The sequence below is a fragment of the Blautia luti genome, assembly GCF_013304735.1.
Lineage (GTDB): Bacteria > Bacillota > Clostridia > Lachnospirales > Lachnospiraceae > Blautia_A.
In genome coordinates, this window is the sequence record NZ_JAAITI010000039.1 from 1 (window position 1) to 19472 (window position 19472).

At 44.8% G+C, this 19472-nt stretch carries 15 protein-coding genes; 7 read left to right on the forward strand and 8 right to left on the reverse strand.

What is annotated here, in order from left to right:
• Positions 1 to 104 precede the first annotated feature (104 nt).
• The 3 genes from G5B06_RS15485 to G5B06_RS15495 form a co-directional block, all read right to left on the reverse strand.
• Positions 105 to 2519 carry a putative bifunctional diguanylate cyclase/phosphodiesterase gene (locus tag G5B06_RS15485; RefSeq protein ID WP_330606504.1) on the reverse strand — a complete coding sequence of 805 codons (2415 nt, stop codon included), beginning with the start codon at positions 2517 to 2519 and terminating at the stop codon, positions 105 to 107.
• A 268-nt stretch (positions 2520 to 2787) separates the two neighbouring features.
• A complete protein-coding gene (locus G5B06_RS15490) occupies positions 2788 to 4029 on the reverse strand; it encodes an Nramp family divalent metal transporter (protein WP_173772463.1) in 1242 nt (413 codons plus the stop codon).
• An 85-nt stretch (positions 4030 to 4114) separates the two neighbouring features.
• On the reverse strand, positions 4115 to 4768 hold the full coding sequence (locus G5B06_RS15495) for a DUF3786 domain-containing protein (protein ID WP_173762578.1): 654 nt from the start codon (positions 4766 to 4768) through the stop codon (positions 4115 to 4117).
• Positions 4769 to 5122: 354 nt separating this feature from the next.
• Here G5B06_RS15495 and G5B06_RS15500 point away from each other — a divergent pair, with 354 nt between their 5' ends.
• Both G5B06_RS15500 and glgD read left to right on the forward strand, forming a co-directional pair.
• Positions 5123 to 6262 carry a glucose-1-phosphate adenylyltransferase gene (locus G5B06_RS15500; RefSeq protein ID WP_059086314.1) on the forward strand — a complete coding sequence of 380 codons (1140 nt, stop codon included), beginning with the start codon at positions 5123 to 5125 and terminating at the stop codon, positions 6260 to 6262.
• A 1-nt stretch (position 6263) separates the two neighbouring features.
• Positions 6264 to 7385, forward strand: coding sequence for a glucose-1-phosphate adenylyltransferase subunit GlgD (gene glgD, locus G5B06_RS15505; protein ID WP_118514924.1), 1122 nt, complete (start codon positions 6264 to 6266; stop codon positions 7383 to 7385).
• Between the two features lie 86 nt (positions 7386 to 7471).
• Here the strand turns inward: glgD and G5B06_RS15510 are convergent, their stop codons facing one another.
• Both G5B06_RS15510 and G5B06_RS15515 read right to left on the reverse strand, forming a co-directional pair.
• The gene (locus G5B06_RS15510; RefSeq protein ID WP_173746258.1) at positions 7472 to 8182 is read right to left on the reverse strand and encodes a hypothetical protein; all 711 of its coding nucleotides are present in this window, start codon (positions 8180 to 8182) and stop codon (positions 7472 to 7474) included.
• A 170-nt stretch (positions 8183 to 8352) separates the two neighbouring features.
• Positions 8353 to 9351 (reverse strand): acyltransferase, encoded by a 999-nt coding sequence (locus G5B06_RS15515; RefSeq protein WP_173746260.1) that lies wholly within the window; start codon positions 9349 to 9351, stop codon positions 8353 to 8355.
• 202 nt (positions 9352 to 9553) lie between these two features.
• Here G5B06_RS15515 and G5B06_RS15520 point away from each other — a divergent pair, with 202 nt between their 5' ends.
• From G5B06_RS15520 to rfbD, 4 genes are all read left to right on the forward strand, one after another.
• The gene (locus G5B06_RS15520) at positions 9554 to 10735 is read left to right on the forward strand and encodes a MerR family transcriptional regulator (protein WP_173772465.1); all 1182 of its coding nucleotides are present in this window, start codon (positions 9554 to 9556) and stop codon (positions 10733 to 10735) included.
• Positions 10736 to 10864: 129 nt separating this feature from the next.
• Positions 10865 to 11761 carry a glucose-1-phosphate thymidylyltransferase RfbA gene (gene rfbA, locus G5B06_RS15525; RefSeq protein WP_015525711.1) on the forward strand — a complete coding sequence of 299 codons (897 nt, stop codon included), beginning with the start codon at positions 10865 to 10867 and terminating at the stop codon, positions 11759 to 11761.
• A 94-nt stretch (positions 11762 to 11855) separates the two neighbouring features.
• Complete coding sequence (gene rfbB, locus G5B06_RS15530; protein WP_015525710.1) at positions 11856 to 12890, forward strand: dTDP-glucose 4,6-dehydratase; 1035 nt, start codon at positions 11856 to 11858, stop codon at positions 12888 to 12890.
• Positions 12887 to 13819 (forward strand): dTDP-4-dehydrorhamnose reductase, encoded by a 933-nt coding sequence (gene rfbD / locus G5B06_RS15535; protein WP_173762576.1) that lies wholly within the window; start codon positions 12887 to 12889, stop codon positions 13817 to 13819. The genes rfbB and rfbD overlap by 4 nt, the downstream gene beginning before the upstream one ends.
• 107 nt (positions 13820 to 13926) lie before the next feature.
• Here rfbD and G5B06_RS15540 read toward each other — a convergent pair whose 3' ends face one another.
• The 3 genes from G5B06_RS15540 to G5B06_RS15550 all read right to left on the reverse strand — a co-directional run bounded on the left by G5B06_RS15540 (position 13927) and on the right by G5B06_RS15550 (position 18288).
• Positions 13927 to 15525, reverse strand: coding sequence for an LCP family protein (locus G5B06_RS15540; protein ID WP_173772466.1), 1599 nt, complete (start codon positions 15523 to 15525; stop codon positions 13927 to 13929).
• A gap of 24 nt (positions 15526 to 15549) precedes the next feature.
• Positions 15550 to 17388 (reverse strand): glutamine--fructose-6-phosphate transaminase (isomerizing), encoded by a 1839-nt coding sequence (glmS, locus tag G5B06_RS15545; protein WP_173772467.1) that lies wholly within the window; start codon positions 17386 to 17388, stop codon positions 15550 to 15552.
• Between the two features lie 180 nt (positions 17389 to 17568).
• Positions 17569 to 18288, reverse strand: coding sequence for a CpsB/CapC family capsule biosynthesis tyrosine phosphatase (locus G5B06_RS15550; protein ID WP_148448845.1), 720 nt, complete (start codon positions 18286 to 18288; stop codon positions 17569 to 17571).
• 252 nt (positions 18289 to 18540) lie between these two features.
• Here G5B06_RS15550 and G5B06_RS15555 point away from each other — a divergent pair, with 252 nt between their 5' ends.
• Positions 18541 to 19419 carry a homocysteine S-methyltransferase family protein gene (locus tag G5B06_RS15555; RefSeq protein ID WP_173772468.1) on the forward strand — a complete coding sequence of 293 codons (879 nt, stop codon included), beginning with the start codon at positions 18541 to 18543 and terminating at the stop codon, positions 19417 to 19419.
• Positions 19420 to 19472: the final 53 nt, after the last annotated feature.

The window sequence follows — 19472 nt, forward strand, 5'->3', positions numbered from 1 at the left end:
CTAAAGATCTTCCCTCCCCCTGCATAGCAGGGGGTTTATTTTTACTGTCACACAACAAAAAACACGCTGCCAGTTAAATACTGTCAGCGTGTTGTAATTCTGTTTTATTTTCCCATAAAATCTGTGCAGAATTCTTCCCACGGTACCGGTCTGGAATAATAAAATCCCTGAATTTCATCACAGTCCAGTTCCCGGAGAATTTTTACCTGACTGGCCGTTTCCACCCCTTCTGCAAGTACCTGCATTCCCAGACTGTGTGCCAGGGCTATGGTATGGCGGATCACTTCTTTTCCTCTCGAATTTTCTATGTAATCAATCAGGCTCTTGTCCAGTTTCAGCGTATCAAAGGGCAGCTGGTTTAAACTTGTCATGGAAGAATATCCGGATCCAAAATCATCCATATGAAGTTCAAATCCGGCATTTACCATCTTCTCTGTAAGCTCTTTAATCTGCACATTATAAAGAGCTGCTGTCTCTGTAAGTTCAATAGGCACTGCGAAAAATGGAATACCATTCTCCTCTACAATATGTACATAACGCAAAATCATATTTTCGTAGTGGATACTTGCCCTGGAAAGATTCACCGAAATAGGGATCAGCTTTTTCCCTGACCTCATAAGTGTTTTCTGAATCTCACATACTTTATTAAACACATATTCATCCAGGCGTACAATCAATCCATCCTTCTCATAAAGTGGAATAAATTCACCTGGAGATACCATAGAGCCATCTTTTTTCTTCCATCGTACAAGTGCTTCCGCACCTGCGATTTCTTCTGTTACTACATTATATTTAGGCTGGAGATAAACCACAAATTCTTCATTGCGGATAGCTTCATCAAACTCATTTTCCATCATCCTGTCACGGATATGTTTCCGCCCCATCTCCTCATCATAAAAAGCAAACGAATGCTCATAGTCATTCTGTATACTCTTCATGGCAAGAAATGCCCTGTCACAGATCAGCGTCAGTGGCAGTGTTTTATCCACATTTTCATAAATGCCATAATTCACAGACAGATTTGAAATCGGAGCTTGCTCTGCAATCTTACGAATTGCAGCTTCTACCTTGTCTTTTCCAAAATTCAGATCCCCATATACAATAGCAACAAACTGATCTCCACCGTATCTGGCTACCATTCCACTGTGGACCTGGCTTTTGTATGCCTCTCCAAGATACGCCAGCACCTGATCTCCCGTTTTTTCTCCATAGGTACTGTTAATCCACTTGAAATTTTTGACATCTGCCACAACCACATGAAACTTCTGGTCTTTTTTGACACGCATCAGTGTTTTTGCATGATGGAAAAACGCCTGGCGGATATAAAGTCCCGTCAGCTCATCGTATTCCAGTGCAGACAAAACAATCGCAGATTCCCGAAGCTTGATTACACTGTTGATCTTTCCCTTCACAATCCGGACATTGTAAGGCTTCCGGATAAAGTCAACGGCACCCAGTTCCAGACAGCGAACCTCATCTTCCGGGCGGTTACTTCCTGTTATTACAATTACCGGAACAGAAGAAAGCATTACATCATCCCGGATTCTGTCCAGAAACTGAAATCCGTCACAGATTGGCATACTCACATCCAGAAGAATTGCAGAAATATCACGGTAATTTTCTCCCAGCAGCTTCAGTCCCTCTTCTCCGTTAACCGCAGTCATAACTTCATAACTGTCTTCCAGGAGCTCTGCCAGAAGTTTCCGGTTTAGTTCATTATCTTCTATTATAAGAAGCTTTCTTCTGGACGATGGTCCGCCTGGTTCCAGAATTGATTCCATTTCACTGTGTTGAATATCCATATCTTCATTGGCAAAAGCCAGAACAATCGCCTCAAAATCCTCTGCTTTTCCAATTCTTGCACATTTTACATAGTAATAATGTGTAATTCCGTCCCTTCTCACCCTATAGTGGATCATAAACTGGGAAACCTTTTTCAGACGCTGACAGATTTTGTCAAAATCCATCATCTGCCTCATTCTGGTCTGATCCTCAGATGCAACATTATCTTCTATATAGATATCCATTACTTTCTCATAAGGTTCCTCGCAGATCAGACTTTCACTTACCCTGCCAAGTACATGATTATGGAAACGGCAAATTTGTATCTTATGCGTGGCACAGTCTAACGAATAAATATTACTGTAGTCCTTGCCGAGCACATTGATAATTCCCAGAAGCAGAGGATTTTCTCCATTATTGGTAATTCCCCTGTATGCTTCTTCTGTGGCTTCTGCCGCCGAAAATATCATTGCATGCTCCATTTCTCCGGATTCCAGCGGAATCTCTACCGCATCAATGGACCGCAGAACATTCCGCCGCGGTTCCAGATAATTCTTCGGACCTTCAATCCCGTTGACAACAGGACAGCTTTCACATGGTTCCTCATTATGCTGAAGACATCGATAACATTTTTCTCCTTTTTTCAGCTCCGGGTATATAATTTCTGCTGCATGGTTATAGCTGACGATATTATAATCTGCATCTATTACATACATTCCCGACGCATTCTTGCCCACTTTTTACACCTCCAGGACCCTTATACTTCTCTGCTTCCGGTTCTCTTCTGTCCATACTGAAATCGAAAAATGTTTCTGGAAAATTGACAGAGACTTCTGTCAGGACACCTCACAGATAAATTAAAATAGTCACCAAAATTCATAGTTATGTAATAATATACTTTTTTTGTAATAATGGCAAACATTTTTTCCTATGATTCTCCTTTTTTTCCATATTTTTCATATGATTCCCGAAGATATGCTCCATCTGCTTCGATATCTTCCCAACTTATATAGACGTAATCAGCAATCCTGCATTTAAAAGCGTTACAATTCCCGCAATCGTCCATAAGGTTATCTTCAATCTGGTACTGTTGGCATATTTTCCCATAACCCTGGTGGACGAGGTAAGATATATCTGTGTAAAAATAGTGATGGGCAGCTGCATTCCCAGAAGCATCTGCGAATAAATCAGGCCATCAAAGGGTGAACGGATCAGAAGAATCAGCAATGCTGCCGGAACCATGGTTACCAGTACTCCCTGCCTGGTTTCTTTTGTACTGATATCATAAGGTTTATTAAAAATTCCTGAAAAAATAGTCCCGCCTGCCATTCCGGCTGTAATACTGGAGGAAAGTCCTGCCAGAAGAAGTGCCAGGGCAAAAATTACGGAGGCCCCTTTTCCCATGAGAGGAGTCAGCATATTTCCCGCCACAGCCAGATCATCGACCGCGCCTTCCCCGTTTTTATAAAAAGTCGCCGCCGCCATCAGAATCATTGCACTGTTGATTGCCCATCCGATAATCATGGAAAAAAGCGTATCCTTAAACTCATACTTCAGCTGCTTCTGAATTACTTCCTCCTCTTCCAGATTCCACTGTCTGCTCTGAATTACTTCCGAATGGAGAAAAAGATTGTGCGGCATTACAACCGCTCCAAGGACACTCATAATCACAGGCATGGAATTTTCCGGAAAATCCGGTTTCACCCATCCAGTCATTGCAGCCGGCCAGTCAATATCTGCCATGCCAATCTCAATCAGAAAAGAAAATCCAATCAGCGAAACAAATAATATAATCAGTTTTTCAATTTTTTTATAGGCATTTGTAAACTGGCATGCCAGCACTGCCACAAGTATCACCATGCTTCCCGCCCGTACCGGAATATGGAACAGCATCTTAAGAGCCATGGCACCTCCCAGAATTTCTGCCATGGCAGTTGCAACCGCTGCTGCAACCGCAGTCCAGAGTACGATGTTTTTTACTGTTTTATTCATATAACGGCTGGCCGCTTCCGAAATACAAAGACCAGTGACAATTCCCAGATGCGCTGCATTATGCTGCAAAATGATCAGCATAACTGTCGACAACGTCACCATCCACAGAAGGCTGTATCCATAACCGGAACCTGCCGCTATATTGGATGCCCAGTTTCCCGGATCAATAAATCCCACTGTTACAAGCAGACCCGGGCCTACATATTTCAGAAAATCAAGACTGTTTTTCCCCACTGATTTCAGATATTTTCCCATGTAGCATGTTTTCCTCATTGTTAGTTTAAACTAACTTCTTTCTAACACACATTACCACATCCATTCCGGTTCGTCAATCCCGTCTTTATTTCATTTGAAACGATTTTCCCCTGACCGGCAGGCCTGCCAGCTCTGCCAGACGCTTAATCCCTGCATCTGCAATGGATACCGCGCTCTCCACATGATTAAAATCTGTGGCGCTGTAATCAAAAAGAATATTTCCCTGGGCTTCAAACTCCTCATCTCTCTCCCAGAAAAAAAATCTCATTGGCATACATTCAAAGGCTCTGATTTCATAGCCCACATCTCCCTGTGGGAGTTCTTTTCCTCCAAGTTTGCAGAATGCTTCCCGAAGTTCTTTTTCATGTCCGGAAAACGTAGCTCCAAACACATCGGTCTCACCGATCTTATATGCCGGTGCAAAAGGTCTTGCATTGCGAAGATCTGCAAAAGGTACCCATTTATTCATAAAAAACGCTCCTTCTTTGGCATATCCGAGGAGTGTATAAATATTCAGCATTTCTGTTGTATCCGGCTCCTGCTGGCCATCCATACTGCAGATGCTTCCATCATTCAGGCTGATCCCGTATTTTCGTCCGAAATGGATCAGGGTAAGAAATCCATTTTCTTCCTTCAGTTCCGGAACTCTTTTTCTTAAATTTTCCTGATCCATTTTCATGAATTTATCTGCCCAGTCTTCACATAGCTTTACATAGTTGGAAATTTTTTCATCTTTCATCTTATTTTCTCCCTCTGTTATTCCCAAATAGTTCTTCGCCGGATACTTTTGTCCGAATAAAATCTTTTTTTCAGAATACACTTTTTCCTCTTCTTACGCAAGCAAATCCGGATTCTGGATGTTTTTTCACCATTTTATCTGAATTTCAGGACCGGCTTTGACCGTTTCTTTCTATTCCGACAAATTACCTGTCAATTTTTTCAAATTCGCACAAAATTTTAACACAAAAATAACGTTTTTTTGCACAAAAAACTGGATTTTCAATCCCAAAAGGTGTATAATATGAACAAATTTTATTGTTTTTAAGTTAAAACACTTCTGACAATAAACAAGAAATGAAAGTGAGGATTCGCCATGAAACAAAACAGTATGTTAGCAATGATTCTGGCCGGCGGAAGAGGAAGTCGTCTTCACGAGTTGACGAATAAAGTTGCCAAGCCAGCCGTTGGTTATGGTGGTAAGTATCGCATCGTGGATTTTCCGCTCAGTAACTGTGCCAACAGCGGCATTGATGTCGTAGGTGTACTGACACAGTATGAATCAGTTTTACTGAACAGCTATGTAGCAGCCGGTGGCCGCTGGGGCCTTGATGCCAAGGACAGCGGAGTTTATGTACTTCCTCCACGTGAGAAGGCTGATGCCGGTCTGGATGTATACCGTGGAACAGCTGATGCGATCTCTCAGAATATTGATTTCATCGACTCACAGAACCCGGAATACCTTCTGATCCTTTCCGGTGACCACATCTATAAGATGAATTATGCAAAGATGCTTGATGACCATATCCAGCATAAGGCAGATGCGACTATTGCAGTTATCGAGGTTCCCATGAAGGAAGCCAGCCGTTTCGGTATCATGAACACCGGTGAAGATGACCGCATCGTGGAATTTGAGGAGAAACCGGAACACCCGAAGAGCAATCTTGCCTCCATGGGTATCTACATATTCAACTGGAAGCTTCTGCGCAAGCTCCTGCTGGCTGATATCAAGAATCCTGATTCCAATCACGATTTCGGTAAAGACATCATCCCTACACTCCTTGCACAGGACAAGGCACTCTACGCCTACAAGTTCAAAGGCTACTGGAAGGATGTAGGAACCATCGATTCTCTCTGGGAAGCAAACATGGATCTTCTCAGTCCAAACAGTGAACTGGATCTTAACGATCCTACCTGGAAAATCTACACTGAGGATGCTACCTCTCTTCCACAGTATATCTGTGATACAGCTGTGATCAACACTGCTTTCATCACTCAGGGCTGTGTTGTAGAAGGTGAGATCACCAACTCCGTACTTTTCACAGGTGTCAAGGTCGGTCCTGGTGCCAAGATCATCGACAGTGTCCTGATGCCGGGTGTTGTTGTTGAAGCAGGTGCCGTTGTCCAGCGTGCTCTCGTTGCAGACGGAGTCGTGATCGGTACCAATGCTCGTGTCGGTTCCAAGGACAGTGAGCACATCGAACTTGTATCAAAACGTGTAAAGGGGGCTGAGTAATATGTTTAAAGCATTTGGAATCGTGAATTCCTCAGAAAGAAATATCCATGTGGAGGGGCTTCAGGACTACCGTGCGATCGGCGCCTTTTCATTTCTCGGAAGATATCGTGTCATCGACTTCCCGATCTCAAATATGACCAACAGCGGAATTGAGTACATTCAGGTCTATGTAAAGAACAAACCCCGTTCTCTTGTAGAACATCTCGGAACCGGACGTCACTATAACATCAACTCCAAGAGCGGTAATCTCCAACTCCTCTTTTCAGAGCATTTCGGAGTCAACGATATCTATAACACCGATATCGACAACTACTACTCCAATCTGGAGTGCATCGAAGCAGTTCATTATCCGTATGTTGTTATCGCTCCGAATTACATGATCTACACCACCGACTATTCCAAGCTGATCGATGCCCATATCGAATCCGGTGCAGATGTGACCATGCTTTATCATTCCGTTGATAATGCCAAGGAGAACTATCTGAACTGCCACATCCTGAACCTGAACCGTCAGAAGGGTGTTCTCTCCATTGAGCACAACCACGGCAATGCAAAGAACCGCAACATTTTCATGGATACCTACGTAATGAGCAAGGAGCTTTTCATCAGCCTCATCCATAAGGCAAAAGAGATTTCCTCTCTTTATACCCTTGCAGACGTGATCAATGCCGGCTGCAGAGACGGTGAGCTGGATGTGCGTGGTATATCTCATCGCGGATATTTTGCATCGATCACTGATTTCAAGAGCTATCACGATGCAAATATGGATCTGATCGACTACAAAACTGCAACAGATCTTTTCCATGATAACTGGCCGATCTATACACGCACCAATAACTCCTGCCCGACCCATTATTTTGACACAGCTAATGTTTCCAACTCCGTTATCTCCAACGGCTCCATGATCGAGGGAACTGTAGAGAATTCTATTGTCGGACGTGGCTGTACCATCAAAAAGGGCGCTGTTATCAAGAACTGTGTAGTTCTTGCAGACTGCACCATCGGTGAAAATGTCCATATCGAAAATCTGGTCGTAGACAAGCATGCCAAGATCACACATGCCAAGGAGATCATCCGTCCTGCAGATGAGCCCGGCTACATCAAACGTAACGATACACTGTAATATTCATATATAATAAGGCCTCCGGTTCCTGTATTACGAACCGGAGGCCTTATTTATCTCTGTACTCAGCCAGACATATGGATTCATCATTTCAGAACAGACTGGATCCATTTCAATGCATTATCTTTATTCTTCACATTACCCGGAAGGCAGATGCACACCGGATCATATCTCAGGCCAAATTCCTGAGCAATACTACTGCTGCCGTCAAGCTCCAGATGCTGATCATCCACAGCGCCCAAAGACTCAAATACCTCATCTCCAAACGTTTCCCTGAGATCTGCATACATTCCGCTGTCCTTCTCATGTTCATAGAGTTCCTTCGGCATGATCAGGACATCAACGGTAGCACTCTGGATTTCCGTCACATATGCGATCCTGGCATAATAATCGAAATCCTCTCCTGTCTCGTCCGTCATCAGATTCTGTGCCACACTGACTTCTGCATATTTATCCTCTGTTCCCAGTGTCTTCAGGGCATCCTCTTCCACCTTCTCAGCGTCAAAATCCCCTGCATTCACCACTGCAATGGAAAGCACCGTCTTCATCTGTGCGTGACGATAAATATTCACTCCCAGACAGACTCCGCCAATGGCAAGAAGCACGCACAGCATATGTATCTTATAATACATCCAGATATACTGAATCTTCTTACCTGTTCCCATTCCCTTCAGTTTCTCTTTTTCGATCCGGCGGCGTTCCTTCTTCGTCAGATCTGTTTCGTTGGGCATCTCCGGATTCAGTACACTCTCATCGTGTCCGTCACCGCCGGCCTCCGCTCTGTTTTGTAAATCCATAAAAATCTCCTTTTTCTTTCACGTCTCAGTATTTTTCACCCTGAAGCAGGATATTCCAGTCGCTTTCCCCACATCCTCCGGGGGAGTGCTGTGACTTATCAATAAAGGATATTTTAGCATATTTTAGTACAAAATCACAGCGCATAAATATGAAAATACCATAAACTCCTCTATTTCCGGCAGATCCTCATTCCATATCCATACATTACCGCCACAGCAGTCACAAAAACACAGACCATCACCGGTCTCATCCACAGATATAAAAGATTTTTCTCAATTCCAACTGCCACAGCCACATCCTTCAGGATATCCGCCACACAGAGATGGAACAGATAAATAAAAAATGCATATTTCTGACCGATGGCTACCGGAAGCTCGGGCACTTTCCGATTTTTTCCCATGATCGCAATGAGAAAAAGGCCAACAGCCATAAATACTGAACCCAGAAACAATTCCAGTTTGCCAAAATACCGGTATTCCAGCAGACTTGCGATCCCGCCGCCAGCTGCCATGCCATACAAAAGAAACACTTTTTTTCCGGCAAACCAGGCTTCCAGCTTTTCCTGATGTCTGTGTATCAGATGTCCCAACATAAAAAACGGAAATCCGGTAAACAGATAGTTTCGAAACTGCATAACACGGAAATGCTTTTCCGGGAACAGGAAGGTCGAAAATTCCTCCATTCCGAAATGGATCAGAAGAAGCACCGGTATCAGAACATATGCCTGCTTACAAATCCGGAATCTTGCTGCCAGGGCAAAAAGAAGATAACAATAGAGCAGTGCCGGGAGAAACCACAGATGCCATTTCACCTGAGAGCTGTTATTATATAGAAGAAACTGGCGAATATGTTCCCCCGAAACCAGGGCTTCCAGCCATTCCTTCTGGCTTGCTCCGTCGATGTGGTTCTGGATCAGCTCCCACAGACAGCAGACCGGAAATGCCACAAGCATCAGTTTAAGAACATGCCGGACTTTTTTCCCGGTTCTTACAAATTCCGTATCGTCACCACGGAAGCAGAAATATCCGGAAACCATAAAAAACACAGGTACTGCAAATCTGGCAAGTACATTGGCTATGATCCCGGCATTTCCCGGAAAATGGACGTGAAGAAGCACAACTGCATAAGCACAGATCGCCTTTACCATATCCAGAGTACGGTTTCGCATAAAAATTACTCCTTTTTATATCGAACGCTTATCCCGGAAATATGATTCCGGGGTTCCTTTTTTTCGAAACGATATACTAACAAACCAGCAGAATTTTGTCAATATTGTTTTTCTCTTGTACGGCTTCCGGATCTGAATTATAATTCTCTTATGACTTCATGACAGGATATTTATTATTTTCTCAGAAAGGATTCTATTTTTTATGAAAAAAGACGGCTACTATTCCTCCGGCGAATTTGCACGCATGGCACATGTAACTCTGCGTACTGTCCGCTATTATGATAAACAGGATATCCTGAAACCCTCTCTCGTCACCGAATCCGGCGCACGTTTTTATACAGACGAGGATTTTGCAAGGCTTCAGCAGATCCTCCTTCTGAAATATCTGGGCTTTTCCCTGGATGACATCCGTGAAATGACCATCGGTGATTCCGATTATCATTTCATGCTGAATTCTCTGAATATCCAGCTTCGTCTGGTCCGTGACCGGATCGAACAAATGCAGCTGGTGGAAAAAGCGATCCAGGATACCGCACAGGTGATAAATGAACAGCACACCATTGACTGGAGCCAGATGCTGAACCTGATCCACCTGACCGGCATGGAAAAAAGCCTCAAGAATCAGTATCAGAATGCCACCAACATTTCCTCCAGGATCAATCTCCACAGTCTGTACTCCCAGAACAAACAGGGATGGTTTCCCTGGATCTTTGAGCAATGCCGGATCTCGCCCGGTCTTCGTATTCTGGAGCTGGGCTGCGGGGACGGAACGTTATGGACCGACAACCTTTCCCTTCTGCCGGAGGATATCTCCATCACACTTTCCGATATTTCCAGCGGTATGCTCCGTGATGCCAGACGAGCCATCGGTTCCTCGGATACCCGGTTTGCATTCCGGGCCTTTGACTGCCGAAAAATCCCCTGCAAGGACGAAAGCTTTGATCTGGTGATCGCCAATCACGTGCTTTTTTACTGCGATGATATTCCCTCCGTCCTGAAGGAAGTCCGCCGTGTCCTCGCTCCCGGCGGAAGATTTCTCTGCAGTGCTTACGGAAAGGCACATATGCAGGAGGTCAGCCAGCTGGTGCAGGATTTTGATGAACGGATCGTGCTTTCCGCAGACCGGCTTTATGAACGGTTCGGACGTGAAAACGGCCAGAGTATCCTGGCGCCTTTTTTCCCAAAGGCTCAGTGGCTTTCTTATGAAGACTGCCTTCTGGTCCAGGATGCGGAGCCGCTGATCTCCTACGTCCTCTCCTGCCACGGCAACCAGAATCAGTATATATTGGACCGTTACAAGGAATTCCGGGCCTACACCGCCAGAAAAACTGCCAAAGGATTCCGCATTACCAAGGATGCCGGCGTATTTCTTTGTGAAAAATAGCCAAAAATAAAAATTATGAAAAAAGCTCTTGAAGGTGACCTTGCGTCACCTTTTATAATACAGTTACAGTAACAAAGTTATGTGCAGGCACGACTTATGCTGCACATCATCACGCAAAGGAGAAAACATATGAAAGGAATTATTTTAGCCGGAGGCTCCGGAACACGTCTTTACCCGCTTACCATGGTGACCTCCAAACAGCTTCTGCCGATCTTTGACAAACCGATGATCTACTATCCTATGTCTGTTCTTATGAACGCAGGCATCCGTGATATCCTGATCATCTCCACCCCGCAGGATACCCCGAGATTTGAGGAGCTTCTCGGTGACGGCCATCAGTTCGGTGTCAACCTTACCTATGCTGTACAGCCAAGCCCGGACGGACTTGCTCAGGCATTTATCATCGGCGAGGAATTCATCGGCAACGACACCGTATGTATGGTCCTTGGTGACAACATTTTCGCAGGACATGGCCTCAAAAAGCGCCTGAAAGCTGCTGTAGACAATGCAGAAACAGGCAAAGGTGCCACTGTTTTCGGATACTATGTAGATGATCCGGAGCGTTTCGGCATCGTGGAATTCGACCAGAACGGAAAAGCAGTTTCCATTGAAGAGAAACCGGAAAAGCCAAAGAGTAACTACTGTGTCACCGGTCTCTACTTCTACGACAACAAGGTTGTAGAGTACGCAAAGAACCTGAAGCCAAGCGCAAGAGGCGAGCTTGAGATCACAGACCTGAACCGTATCTATCTTGAGAAGGGACAGCTGAACGTCGAGCTTCTGGGCCAGGGCTTCACATGGCTGGATACCGGTACACACGAAAGCCTTGTAGAGGCAACCAACTTCGTAAAGACCATGGAGCAGCATCAGCACCGCAAGATCGCATGCCTTGAGGAGATTGCTTACTTAAACGGCTGGATCACAAAGGAGGACGTGCTCAAGGTTTACGAAATCCTTAAGAAAAACCAGTACGGTCAGTATCTCAAGGATGTTCTGGACGGAAAATATCTGGACGCTCTTCACTGAGCCGATCTGTTTTTTAACACTGTATTTACCGGCGGGCTCCGTTCCGACGGAATCCGTATAAGATCAATCATTCATATTATAAAGGAGATTTTTTATGACAATCATTGTTACCGGCGGTGCCGGATTTATCGGAAGCAACTTTATTTTTCATATGATGGAGGCTCATCCGGACTATCGTATCGTATGCCTGGACTGCCTGACTTACGCAGGAAACCTTTCCACTCTTGCACCGGTTATGGACAAACCGAACTTCCGCTTTGTAAAGGAGAGCATCACAGACCGTGACGCTGTTTACAAGCTTTTCGAGGAAGAGCATCCGGACATCGTGGTAAACTTCGCAGCTGAGAGCCACGTAGACCGTTCCATCGAGAACCCGGAAGTATTCCTTGACACCAACATCAAAGGTACTGCAGTCCTTATGGATGCCTGCCGTAAATACGGAATTCAGCGCTATCATCAGGTTTCCACAGATGAGGTTTACGGAGATCTTCCTCTTGACAGACCGGACCTTTTCTTCACAGAGGAAACTCCGATTCACACAAGCAGCCCGTACAGCTCTTCCAAAGCTGGCGCTGATCTTCTTGTTCTGGCATATCACAGAACTTACGGCCTGCCAGTGACCATCAGCCGCTGCTCCAACAACTACGGCCCGTATCACTTCCCGGAAAAACTGATTCCGCTGATGATCGCCAACGCTCTGAACGACAAACCACTTCCAGTTTACGGAAAAGGTGAAAATGTCCGTGACTGGCTCTATGTTGAGGATCACTGCCGTGCCATCGATCTGATCATCCACAAAGGACGTGTAGGTGAGGTTTACAACGTAGGCGGACACAATGAGATGAAGAACATCGACATCGTAAAACTGATCTGCAAGGAACTTGGAAAACCGGAAAGCCTGATCACACACGTAGCTGACCGTAAAGGCCACGACATGCGCTATGCCATCGACCCGACCAAGATCCATAACGAACTTGGCTGGCTTCCGGAGACAAAATTTGCAGACGGAATCAAAAAGACCATCAAATGGTACCTTGACAACAAGGAATGGTGGGAAACCATCATCTCCGGTGAGTACCAGAATTACTACGAAAAAATGTATGGAAACCGCGAGGAGGTTAAAGCATGAAATTTTTCGTAACAGGCGTTGGCGGCCAGCTTGGCCATGACGTGATGAATGAACTGTCCAGCCGTGGACATGAAGGCGTAGGAAGCGACATTGCACCTTCCTACAGCGGCATTGCAGATGGTACTCCGGTTACCACCATGCCTTATGTCCAGCTGGATATCACAGATAAAGAAGCAGTAGCAAAAGCCATCCGCGAGGTAAATCCTGACGCAGTGGTTCACTGTGCCGCATGGACAGCCGTAGATGCTGCAGAAGATGAAGAAAATCGCGAAAAAGTACGTCTTGTCAATGTTGTGGGAACCCAGAACATTGCGGACATCTGTAAAGAGCTTGGCATCAAAATGATGTACATTTCCACAGACTATGTTTTTGACGGCCAGGGAACCACTCCATGGGATCCGGACTGCAAAGACTACGCTCCCCAGAATGTATACGGCCAAACCAAGCTTGACGGCGAGCTGGCAGTATCCGGCACTGTTGATAAATTCTTTATCGTACGTATTGCCTGGGTATTCGGCAAAAACGGTAAGAACTTTATCCGCACCATGGTAAACTTAGGGAAAACCCACGACAAACTGACCGTAGTCAGTGACCAGATCGGTACACCAACCTACACCTATGACCTTGCCCGTCTTCTGGTAGACATGATCGAGACAGAAAAATACGGCTATTATCATGCAACCAACGAGGGCGGTTTCATCAGCTGGTATGATTTCACAAAAGAAATCTTCCGTCAGGCTGCTGCCCTCGGACATAAAGAATACGAAAATGTGCAGGTTTCCCCTGTTACAACTGCGGAATATGGTGTTTCCAAAGCGGTCCGTCCTTTCAACAGCCGCCTGGATAAGTCCAAACTTGTAAGAAACGGTTTCCAGCCCCTTCCAACATGGCAGGATGCCCTGGAGCGTTATCTAAAAGAAATTCTTTAACTATAATTTTATCAAAAACTAAAAACCGCCTGCGGTACACTGGTTCAGAATAAGTTCTGAATACCAGTTGCACCGCCTGGCGGTTTTTCTACGCTTTATTTCGTTTACTACTGTGCTGCACCACTATCTGCTGCCTGTGTATCTGTTGCATTCTGTGCTGCTGTGTCTGTAGTTTCTGCAGCAGCAGACTGCGTATCTGTATCCGTAGCTGCGGCCGCAGATGCATCTGCATCTGCTTCCTCCTGGGAAACAGTCTCACCGTCACGGACCTTCTTCATCATCTCTTCAGCCTTCTGAACAGTAGACTCATCCGGAATCATAACATATGCTTTCTGGCTCATGGAATACGGTTTCTGTGTGTCACCGGTACCATTTACACTGTAGCTTACAATATTCCAGTCTCCCCCGTTATTCAGCTGCTTCTGCAGAATACCGGCAATTTCCTCATAGGAGATATTTGTCTCAAAACATCCCTGGATGCTGGAAAGTACGGAAGAATAATTTTTCAGGAGTTCCGGAGAAAGCGCTTTATTGATTACGCCCTTGATTACGGCCATCTGATTCTTTCCGCGCTGGCGGTCTCCCTCCTGGAAGGAGTAACGCTCACGACTGAAAATCAGTGCCTGTTCTCCGTTCATCTGGTTCTCGCCTTGATTAAAGTGATATCCTACCTCATTCTTGGAATCAAATTCATAATCAGAATAAACGGTAATACCACCAAGAGCATCAATCAGCTGTTCGAATCCGGCAAAATTGATACGGAAATAGTAATTGATATCTTCATTGTAAAGCATTCCCAGAGTATCCATACATACATTAATGCCATAGATTCCCGCATGGGTCAGCTTATCTTTCTGTCCGCCGGAAATTGAAAGCGGCACAAAATAATCACGTGGTGTAGACACCAGCAGAACCTGGTGGGTATCTGTGTTTACAGTTGCCACAATGTTGGAATCACTTCTGCTCTTGGCAACCAATCCGCTTCTGCTGTCAATACCGCTGATAAAGATTGTATAAACCGTTCCTTTATCTGCGCTGTCTTCAGATTTCTGTTCCGTCTGCTGCGGCTCAATGGTTGTTTCCACTTTTTTTACTGTCAGTTCACGGATTCTGGATGAAACATCTGAATATCCATCCATCTCCTCTATCACGCTCAGATAGGCGCTGTTCAGAACGATGGCCCCTGTCTGTCCGTTCAGAAGGCCGTCAACGAGCTCTGTAAGCCCTGCAAATTCCTGAACCTTGACACTTTTTCCGGCTTCAGAATCTACCTCCTGAATAGCCTTATCGGAATTCTCACGGTCAAGATCTGTAAGGACACCATATACATAGTCCGCAGTTGCCGCTATCGAATCAGCAGAATCATCCGCACGGACATATATTCCAACTTCCGTGACCTCTGTATTCACACCGGAAATATCCGCAAGTGCTGAATGGGTCTGATAAACATACATGCTTCCAAGAATAAACGCCGCACCCAGAATAGCGGCAATCAATACTCCCAGAACAAAACGTATTTTTTTGTCTGTGTTCCATACAAGTGCTCCGACAATCAGTACCAGAATCAGCATAACCAGACTGATCACTGCGATGAATTTTGTCGGGATCACTTTCATATTCAGGAGCATTCCTGCAAATACAACAGCAGTTGCCAGAACTACCAGCATTACAATCAGCCCCGGAATATGTTTTCCTATTTTTTTCATATGCACTCCTCCTTGGTAAGGAAATTATTCTACAGTAACACTTTTTGCAAGGTTTCTTGGCTTATCTACATCAAGACCCTTATTTACACTTACATAATAGCCCAGAAGCTGTAACGGAATTACAGCCAGTGAAGTGGCAAAATGCGGATCTGTTTTCGGGATATAAACGGTAAAGTCCGCAGTGTCCTCAATATTATAATTTCCAAATGTGGTAAGCCCCATCAGATAAGCGCCACGGCTCTTACACTCTACCATATTGCTCACTGTTTTTTCATAGAGGCTCGGCTGGGTAAGAACGCCGATCACAAGAGTTCCGTCCTCCACCAGAGAAATTGTTCCATGCTTCAGTTCTCCTGCCGCATAGGCCTCTGAATGAATGTAACTGATTTCTTTCATTTTAAGGCTTCCCTCAAGGCTGATCGCATAATCAATTCCTCTTCCGATAAAGAAAATATCCTTGGCATTGGCCTGCTTGGATGCGAACCACTGGAGACGTTCCTTATCCTCAAGAATTTTCTCAATTTTCTCCGGAAGTGTCTGCAGTTCTTTTATATATGCATCACACTGTTCTTCTGTAATTTCTTCTCTTGTTTTTGCAAACTGAAGAGCCAGAATATAGGAAGCAATCAGCTGTGTGCTGTAAGCTTTTGTGGTAGCCACAGAAATTTCCGGGCCGGCAAGTGTATAAAATACATTATCTGCTTCCCTAGCAATGGAAGATCCAATTACATTGACAATGGCAAGGGTACGGATTCCTCTGGCTTTGCATTCACGAAGTGCCGCAAGGCTGTCTGCTGTCTCTCCGGATTGACTGACGATGATCGCAAGGCCGTTTTTGTCCAGAATTGGATTACGATAACGGAACTCTGATGCAAGCTCCACACGTACCGGGATACGCGCCAGATCTTCCAGAACATACTGAGCTGCCATGCCGACATGGTATGCAGATCCACAGGCCACAATATAAATCTGGCTGATATTCCGGATCGTTTCTTCATCCATTCCCACACCGGAAAGGTCAATCTTTCCATCTTTTACAACAGAATTGATGGTATCGGAAACCGCTTTCGGCTGCTCGTGGATTTCTTTCATCATAAAGTGCTCATATCCAGCCTTTTCAGCAGCTTCTGCATCCCAATCAATCTTCTTTGGTTCTTTTTCAATTTCTTCGCCATCCAGATTGTAAAAGGTGATCTCTCCCCTTTTCACATGAGCCATCTCCAGATTTCCAATATAATAAACATTTCTTGTATATTTCAGAATCGCCGGAACATCGGAAGCAATATAAGACTCCCCGTCTCCCACACCCAGAATCATCGGGCTGTCTTTTCTTGCTACAAAAATCTCTCCCGGATAATCACGGAACATCATGGCGAGTGCATAGGAACCTCTGATGCGTACCATCGCATGGCTGACTGCCTCAACCGGTGATTTTCCATATTTCTTATAATAATAATCTACAAGATTTACCGCAACTTCCGTATCTGTTGCAGAATAAAACGTATAACCTTTACGAAGAAGTTTTTCTTTCAGTTCCTGATAGTTTTCGATGATACCGTTGTGTACGGCAACCACATTTCCATCGTCGCTGACATGAGGATGTGCATTGGTTTCTGACGGTTCCCCGTGTGTTGCCCATCTTGTATGGCCAATGCCACAGGTTCCCGGAACAGATTCTCCTCCGTTTGTTTTTTCAATCAGAACTTTAAGGCGCCCTTTTGCTTTGATGACTTCTGTCTCATTCTCTCCGTCACGCACTGCAATACCGGCAGAATCATATCCTCTGTATTCCAGTTTGGAAAGACCGTCCAGTAAAATCGGTGCTGCCTGATGCTTACCTGTAAAACCTACAATTCCACACATATTTCCAGTCTCCTTTGTTTTATCAATCCAACTACTGCTATTATTCTTATTGCTATAATACTCTGAAATCATACGTTTCATTTTGCGGATGACTTATTTCTTCTATATTATAATATGTATAAAAGCTTTCCTGTGAAAGTATATCACAAATTCTTCTCTTTTGCGATAAATACTTTTTCCCTATCGCCCTGTGATCTTACGGGGATTTTTGATAAATATTTTTTTTGCGTATTCCGTCCCCATGGTTTTTTCCACTTTTTCCACACATCTTCCAATTTCCGGAATCCGCTCATTCTGCCTGTGTCCGTCAGATCCCACAAAATCCAGCAGTCCCTGTTTCATGAGCTTTTTTGCATACATTTTTGCTCCGAAGCCGCTGTGTCCACTGATAGTGTCCGCATTGATCTGAATATAAGCACCGGCTTCTCTCAGCTCTGAAAGAAAACGAACATCATTTCTTGTGGCACTATATCTCTCCGCATGTGCAATAATCGGAATAAAACCGTACATCAAAAGACTTCTGATCCGTTCTTCAATATAGCTCTTTTCATCGTTATTACTAAATTCCACAAGTACATACCTGGAGCCGGCCATGGTAAGTCTCCTGCCCTTTTTCAGACATTCCACCATATCCATACTGGAATGCAGTTCACATCCAAGATAAATCTGCATATCGCCCTGGCCAATATTTACGATCTCTCTTCTCAGTTGCATAAAACCTCTCGTTACAATATTCATATGTGGTTCAAACATCTCATATCGGAAATGAGGAGTCAGAATCACATGACGTACTCCGTCTTTATATTCCTTGTTCAGCATCCATAAGGCTTCTTCCATATTCCTGGCGCCATCATCCACCCCCGGCAGAATATGGCAGTGAATATCATAAAGTCCCTTCATCAAAACAATCCTTTCTTTTTATTTACCTGTATCTTCTGGTTTCTGTTCCCAAAGCTGTAAAGCGGACATTTCTATTCCGCTCTGTGATATGCCTAGTGGCTATTATACAATCCGTCCATTTATTACGCAAGGTCTTTATTATTCTTCTCTCCTATGTTAAAATAGATACACGGCAATGAGTGCAGCAGTTACAGGAGGAGCCTTATTTTTTTTGCCAACCGTGATTGGCTGCCATAAGGAGGATATAAACATATGACAAAACAGGAATTTCAGAAACTGACTGAGAACCATGTCCTGCTGCTGGATGGTGCTACCGGTTCCAACCTGATGAAAGCAGGAATGCCAAGAGGTGTCTGCACAGAGAGCTGGGTGCTTGAGCACAAAGATGTGATCCAGTCCCTTCAGAAAGCTTATATTGAAGCAGGAAGCCATATTATTTATGCACCTACATTCGGTGGAAACCGCATCAATCTCACCATGCACGGTCTGGAAGATCAGATTGAGCAGATCAACCATACCCTGGCCGGCTACACCAAAGAGATCACACCGGAGGGCGTTTATGTTGCGGGAGATATCACCACAACCGGTAAGATGATGGCCCCGGCCGGTGATATGACCTACGAAAAAGCCTTTGAAACCTATCAGGAGCAGATCGGTTATCTCCGGGATGCTGGCGTAGATCTGATCGTAGCGGAAACCATGATCAATATTGAAGAGACACTGGCTGCTGTAGATGCCTGCCAGAGTGTCTGCGACCTTCCGATCATCTGTACTGTAACTGTAGAAGCAGACGGAAGTATCTTCAGCGGCGGCAATGCCGTAGAGGCTGCTATGTCCCTCGAAGCTGCCGGTGCCAGTGCAGTCGGCATCAACTGCTCTGTTGGTCCGGATCAGCTGGTATCTGTTGTCCGTAATATCAAAGAGAATGTTTCCATTCCGGTTATCGCCAAACCGAACGCGGGAATGCCGCAGATCGATGATCTTGGTAATGCCGTTTACAGCATGACACCTGCTGATTTTGCAGGTTACATGAAGGTACTTGTTGAAAACGGAGCTTCTGTAATCGGCGGATGCTGTGGTACCACACCGGAATTTATTTCGGAAACTGCCCAGGTGCTTGGACTTCGATAACCGTCCTGCAGCTATTTTGTTACGAGTAAGCAGTAAAACGAACGAATTGTAAA